Below are 5,474 nucleotides of genomic sequence, written 5' to 3' on the forward strand. Positions count from 1 at the left end.
GCGTAGGCTTGAGCACGCTCGTGGTCCTCGCTACTGGATGTCCTGAACAACACCCATGCTGGCGCAGGGCCACGAGCCCTCACGTCAACGCCACACCACGCTCAAAGTGGAAGAGCCGACATCGCTTCCCCGTACAACGACGTCTCCCAGGTCGCAGCCCACGAATCGCGATCCCCGCAGGCTCCTGCCGTTAAAGACCCTGTCGCGCAGAACCTCCGGTTCGCTGGTGCTCATGGGCCCAATCTGCCACGCAGCACGGTTGGAACCTTTGCGACCGGCGGCAGTTAGGAAGCGTCTGAGAGGCGGCGTACGAGGTACTGGTTCAGGCTGAGGTGTTCTTGGGCGGCGTTTACTGCTAGCTGGCGGTGTAGGTGCTCGCCTACGCGGAGGTTGAATTTGCCTGAGTAGTTGCGGGTCGCGAAGGGTTCGGGCACGGGCTCGCCGGTGGCGGTGAGATCGTCGACGACTTCGCGGACGAGGTCACGCAGGCCGGCCAGTGCCTCTTCCTGGGTGCTGGCTAGCCAGGACAGGGAGGGCAGTTCCAGGCAGGTAGCGAGGAACTCCTGGTCCTCGGCGGACCAGGTGACGCGGTAGCCGTAGTGGGTGATGTCGATGGTCGTGGTCATCGCTGCGTCTCCTTCTTGTCGATTGCTGCCAGTACCTGTCGGACCTGGTAGGCCTTGGCCTTGCCGTGCTCGTTCTGGATATTCACGCGCGGGTCACCGGGCCAGGGCGTCTTGAACACCGCGTGAGACCCCCCGCGTGTCCGCGGCGGACCGAAGTAGTGCTCACATACCTTGGCAAGTTCCTCGTACCGCACGTTACGAGGGTTGGTTCTCATCGAGTCCAGGTCTTCGCGACGGACGGCACGCCCCATGGTACCGCGGGCGGTACCGATACTCAACGGCTTGATTTCTCGCGTTCTGGCTGGACCGTTGGTGCTGGGTCAGGTGCCGGAGGCCATGTAGGCGGCGAGGATGTAGTTCGGGTGGCGGTCCAGGTACTTGCGGGCCCGGTCGTAGCGCATCGTGGTGCGTGGGTCGGCGTGGCGGGCGGCGATCTGGCCGTCGCGCAGGTCCACGCCCGCGTCGAGCATGGTGGTAACGAAGGTATGGCGCAGCATGTGCGGGTGTATCCGAGGCAGGCTCATGTCGGAATCCTCCGCTAGATGCCGCAGGCGACGGGTCGCGGCGTGCCTGTCCATCCGCGCCTGCCGACGGTTGCGCAGGATCGGACCCGCGTCTCGCCTATCCACCGCTCGTTCGATTGCCCGTTGCACGGCCGGCGGTAGAGGTGTTAGCACGACTTTGGCGCCTTTCCCGCGGACTTTCAGAACGCGGTGGCCGTGCTCCTCGCGCAGGTCCTCGATGTCCGCGCCGCAGGCTTCGAAGATCCGCAGGCCGAGGAGCCCGAGCATGGTGACCAGCGCGAAATCGTTGATGTTCGGGCTCGACCGGGCAGCGTGCAGCATCGCCTCGAACTGCAGTGACAGACAGCGCCAGCCCCGCAGGACCGTCCCCCTGGGGTGAGACAGGCCCAGCGTTGGTGATTCGGGAGGGACGTGGGGGCGGCGGACGTGTTCAGCCGGGGAGGCGTCCAGGAGCCCGTCGAACAAGCAGGTGCGGTAGAACCCCACGACCACGGACAGTCGGCGGGAGATCGTGGCCGGCTTGTACCGGCGAATCTCCTGCATCCACCGCACGTACAGCTCGACATGTACCCGGCCAGCGGCCAACGGGCCAAGGCCGCGGTCCGCGCACCAGGTCAGAAAACACCGCAGGTCTGAGTCGGTGTGGCTCCGAGTCAGCCCCGTGTACCGGGCCAAATGCGCCGCGACCGCACGACGCAAGACACCGTCATCACCAAGGACGACGGGAACGAGAACAGGCTAGGACTGGGATGCACTCATAGTCCATCCTGACGCTGCCCGCGCACCACGGAGACGGCCACGACCCACGCGCCCGCCGCGGCAAATCCGGTCGTTGCCAAGTGGCGCGCAGGTAACCACCTCGGCCCGAGCAACGGCGCCAACTCGCGCCCGTTACGTGCGATCGATCGCACCTTGCCGACCACTTACACTCGGCATGAGCGGCGTCGAATCGAGTCACGGTAGTTGACGCAGAATCGAGCCACTACGACATCGCAGTTAATGGAAACGTCCGGGGTCCAGCTCCCGGTTGATTCCGAATTTGCCCCCTCAGCCGGCTTGGGAGGGCCGGGTGAGGTGCTCCACTCGCTCTACCCGCTCGCGGGCAGCGTCGTATGCCTCGTCGAGCCCGTGGCGGAGCAGGGCGATAAGGTCGGGCACCTCGTCGGCTGCGAGCCGGAAGGTGCTGACGCAGACGTTGTCACGCCAGAGCGAGAGGACGACGACTTGCCGCTCCTGGTGCCAGGTCGCCCGAAGCAAGCGGCCATCTCCGCGGAGGTCGGGGAAGGCCGTCCCGGCGCGGGGCGTGCGCTGCGAGGCCATGTCTCATTATGGCCCCGCCAAGGAGGATCCACCAGGGCCGCTTTCGCCCTGCCTCGGCTCGAAGGATTGCCCGAGCAGCGAGGTCGAAACTCAGCGATGATCGCTACACACGTCTGCTGGCTCGGCGGCAATGTCGGACGCGCCGAAGCCTGGCGTCCTCCTGGCGGCGTGAGCGCATGTAGATCTCTGGTGTCACTGGCGGCTGAACTCGACCCTCGACTCCTTCGAAGTGTGGCCGCGTTGCCTCAGGGGGCGGTGGGGTGCCGCTCAAGCGCCACCACTCAGCGTATGTTGGAGGCGCAGTCTTCTGCGAAGGAGCAGGGGGGCAACAGTGCGAACCGTCCGGAGACGAGTACCGGGCGGGGTTGGCGCTCGAAGCCCAAGACCGGCGCTGGCAACGTTCGCGGTCTCCGCGTGCTCCTCATGCTGGTTCCTGCCCTGACGGTCGCAGGATGCTTCGGTGATCCGTCCCCAGACCCAGAGAGCGCGCCTTTGGAGATCGTCATGGATGGGTGCAAGCTCAACCGCTCAGATGTGGCGTCTGGCACGCATGAGGTCTCGGTCATTGGGGCCGGAGTGGTCGAGATATCCGATGCTTCCGGGCAGGTAGTGCTTTCAGTTTCCTCTGAGGAGAACGGTCGGGGGCAGCTTGCGACAACCGTCCAGACCTACACCGTGAGATGTACTACGTCCTCTGGTGTCGAATCGTCAGCCGAAATGGACTCAGGACCCGCTGGCGAGTGAACGCGAGCGAGATTCACTCCAGCGATCAAGCGACGCGCGACAGTACAGGATGCCTGAGCAGTCGCTGGAGGCAGGCCGTCGAGCGGTCTAGCGCCTAGGCCTGTTGATCAAGGCTTGGGTGCTGCGCGGGGCCAGGCAGCCCATCCTTTGATGAGGCGGCGAAGGATGGGCTTCGCTGCTGGGACACGCTCTGGGGGGAGATCTTGCGGGCGAGATCGCCCCGAAGCCCCGCCGTTCGGGTAGGTGAATGCGTACTCGACCCGGGGGCGGAGTCCTCGTTCGATGCGCTCCCGGTAGTGCCCGGTGACGACCGCGAGCACTTGCTGCTCGAGTTCGTCGGCTTCCATCTCCCAGTTCGAGTCACAGGCGTCGCAGCCGCACACCGGGTAGCGGAAGTCTTGCAGCAAGCCGGCATGCATGATGATGCCGGGGTACGCAGTGAACACGATCGTCACCGCAGCGCACGCCGGGTCGTTCGGTCGGATCCGCACCGCACGTAGAGTTTCAGGGGCCGGGCGAAGCAGATCCGCGGCCGCCGCCTCGCCCTCAACGACTTCCACGTCGTAGGCGTCACGCAGATAGGCGATGAGGGCGTCAGCGACTGCGTGGAGCGGTGCGAACCGCTCCGGATGCGAGTCAACCGAGTAGGTCACCTCCGGTGGTGGGGACTCGCGCCACCGTTTCCCATACTCGATGATCCGGCCGTCGGCATCGCGGAACACCGGGGTGTCGATCGCCGGGCGCACATAGGAATTCACCTCGCCATCCTCCAGCACCCGGCGCAATACCGGGGCGAGAGGACCCTCGCCCCGTTCGCGACCTGCGGCAAGAGCGGACATTCATGCCTCTGGTTCCCAGCGCAGGAACACCCAGTGTTCACCCGGGAGGAGTTCGCGGGCCGCGTGCTCGACCGCCCGGAACCTTACTGAGACCTCTGGTGGAAAGTCCGCGATGCAGTAGGACTCAGCCAAGGACACGCAATCAGCTTGCACGGCACGGATCTCGCCGTCGTACAGGAAGCGGGCCTCCACTGATCCCTGCGCGGATGACCCTTGGAACGCCACGGTCACTCCGCGTAGGTCGGCGGTCACCTGCCCCAAAGGGCTCGCATCATTGACAGCATCACATCGGTCCTCATGTCCGCCACAGGTCGAGTATGACGCCGCCCGCTCATCGGCGAGACCGATTCCCAGCATGGTCGGACGCTACGCGCCCGCAGAGCGACAGTTGCGTGCGTTGGCCGTGCCGGCGTGGACATGTCCTCTTGGCTGCCCAGGAGAAACAGCGTACAGTTCTCTGTACAGGAGGCTATACATGAAGACAATGAGTTACACCGAGTCGCGAGCACGTTACGCAGAAGTGCTGGACGGTGTCACCAACGACCGTGAAGAGGTCGTCATCACCCGCGCCGGGCACGAGCCGGTCGTCATCGTGTCCCTGGCGGACTACGAGTCGCTACGTGAGACCGCCTACCTCATGCGCTCACCCGCCAACGCCCGTCGACTGCTGGACGCCATGGAGCGGCTGGAGGCTGGCCAGGGGCAGTTGCGCGAGCTGGTCGAGACGGACTGACCGAGTGCTGCTGGTCTGGGACGAGAACGCATGGGAAGACTACCTTTGGTGGCAGGCGCAGGACCGCAAGGTGCTCAAGCGCATCAACCTGCTTCTGAAGGACATCCAGCGCAACGGCAACGAGGGCATCGGCAAGCCTGAGGCACTGAAACATGACTTTGCCGGGTACTGGTCGCGCCGCATCACCGACGAGCACCGACTCGTGTACAAGATCGCCGGGGGCGAACTCCGAGTCGCCGCCTGCCGCTACCACTACGGATGAGCACCGATCCGCGGCAGATCCGGTTGCTGGCCCGGGGGTTAGGTCTCTCTTCTCATACCAGGAGCCTGTGCCGTGCCCTTCTTCCAATCGGCGCCAGCACGACCGTGCCCTTAGGGCTCTGAGGCTGTTCGGTCGCTGAGGGTGAATTGGCCACAGATCGTGTTCGGGAAGTCCTCGGTGACCAGGCATGCGAGGTTTTGACCCTCCGGGATATGAGTGGGCAGGCCTACTGCTATCGCTCTCGCGTGTTCCTTCGCTGCTGGTTCGGTAGAGTCGTTGCCCAGGCTGTTCCAGGTGAGTGCGTCCGCCCCCTGCGTGTCAAGGTGAGGTGAGACCAGCGGTTCATAGCAAGTCCGTCCATGCAGGGCGAGATCTGGATCAGTGATCATGAGTAGTTCGACTCTTACGTCGTCGTTGTCAGCGGTC

The 5,474-nt window shown here is 64.7% G+C and carries 8 protein-coding genes; 2 read left to right on the forward strand and 6 right to left on the reverse strand.

The features are described from left to right. Positions 1 to 284: 284 nt before the first annotated feature. The 6 genes from DPQ65_RS05970 to DPQ65_RS16580 all read right to left on the reverse strand — a co-directional run bounded on the left by DPQ65_RS05970 (position 285) and on the right by DPQ65_RS16580 (position 4,410). On the reverse strand, positions 285 to 626 hold the full coding sequence (locus DPQ65_RS05970; RefSeq protein WP_114906478.1) for a type II toxin-antitoxin system HicB family antitoxin: 342 nt from the start codon (positions 624 to 626) through the stop codon (positions 285 to 287). Further along, entirely contained in the window at positions 623 to 745 is a 123-nt protein-coding gene (locus DPQ65_RS16280) for a hypothetical protein (RefSeq protein WP_272947640.1), read from the reverse strand. Before DPQ65_RS16280 ends, DPQ65_RS05970 begins: the two co-directional genes overlap by 4 nt. Before the next feature lie 201 nt (positions 746 to 946). Then, complete coding sequence (locus tag DPQ65_RS05980; protein WP_202863027.1) at positions 947 to 1,693, reverse strand: tyrosine-type recombinase/integrase; 747 nt, start codon at positions 1,691 to 1,693, stop codon at positions 947 to 949. Positions 1,694 to 2,197: 504 nt separating this feature from the next. Beyond that, a complete protein-coding gene (locus DPQ65_RS05985) occupies positions 2,198 to 2,470 on the reverse strand; it encodes a hypothetical protein (RefSeq protein ID WP_114906481.1) in 273 nt (90 codons plus the stop codon). Between the two features lie 851 nt (positions 2,471 to 3,321). Next, the gene (locus DPQ65_RS05990; protein WP_238146713.1) at positions 3,322 to 4,053 is read right to left on the reverse strand and encodes a DUF6226 family protein; all 732 of its coding nucleotides are present in this window, start codon (positions 4,051 to 4,053) and stop codon (positions 3,322 to 3,324) included. Next, positions 4,054 to 4,410: a MafI2 family immunity protein gene (locus DPQ65_RS16580; protein WP_475120343.1), complete on the reverse strand. Its 357-nt coding sequence runs from the start codon at positions 4,408 to 4,410 to the stop codon at positions 4,054 to 4,056. A 118-nt stretch (positions 4,411 to 4,528) separates the two neighbouring features. Between DPQ65_RS16580 and DPQ65_RS06000 the strand changes: the two genes are divergently transcribed. Together DPQ65_RS06000 and DPQ65_RS06005 are read left to right on the forward strand one after the other, a co-directional pair. Beyond that, positions 4,529 to 4,786 (forward strand): type II toxin-antitoxin system Phd/YefM family antitoxin, encoded by a 258-nt coding sequence (locus DPQ65_RS06000; RefSeq protein ID WP_114906483.1) that lies wholly within the window; start codon positions 4,529 to 4,531, stop codon positions 4,784 to 4,786. A 4-nt stretch (positions 4,787 to 4,790) separates the two neighbouring features. Next, positions 4,791 to 5,048 (forward strand): Txe/YoeB family addiction module toxin, encoded by a 258-nt coding sequence (locus tag DPQ65_RS06005; RefSeq protein ID WP_114906484.1) that lies wholly within the window; start codon positions 4,791 to 4,793, stop codon positions 5,046 to 5,048. The last annotated feature ends 426 nt before the right edge of the window (positions 5,049 to 5,474 follow it).

Source organism: Ornithinimicrobium murale (assembly GCF_003352835.1).
GTDB lineage: Bacteria > Actinomycetota > Actinomycetes > Actinomycetales > Dermatophilaceae > Ornithinicoccus > Ornithinicoccus muralis.

What these genes read in the sequence shown, in the direction of transcription:
- DPQ65_RS05970 (WP_114906478.1), bottom strand. Translation starts at nt 626, where the DNA reads ATGACCACGACCATCGACATCACCCACTACGGCTACCGCGTCACCTGG.
- DPQ65_RS05980 (WP_202863027.1), bottom strand. Translation starts at nt 1,693, where the DNA reads ATGCAGGAGATTCGCCGGTACAAGCCGGCCACGATCTCCCGCCGACTG.
- DPQ65_RS05985 (WP_114906481.1), bottom strand. Translation starts at nt 2,470, where the DNA reads ATGGCCTCGCAGCGCACGCCCCGCGCCGGGACGGCCTTCCCCGACCTC.
- DPQ65_RS05990 (WP_238146713.1), bottom strand. Translation starts at nt 4,053, where the DNA reads ATGTCCGCTCTTGCCGCAGGTCGCGAACGGGGCGAGGGTCCTCTCGCC.
- DPQ65_RS16580 (WP_475120343.1), bottom strand. Translation starts at nt 4,410, where the DNA reads ATGCTGGGAATCGGTCTCGCCGATGAGCGGGCGGCGTCATACTCGACC.
- DPQ65_RS06000 (WP_114906483.1), top strand. Translation starts at nt 4,529, where the DNA reads ATGAAGACAATGAGTTACACCGAGTCGCGAGCACGTTACGCAGAAGTG.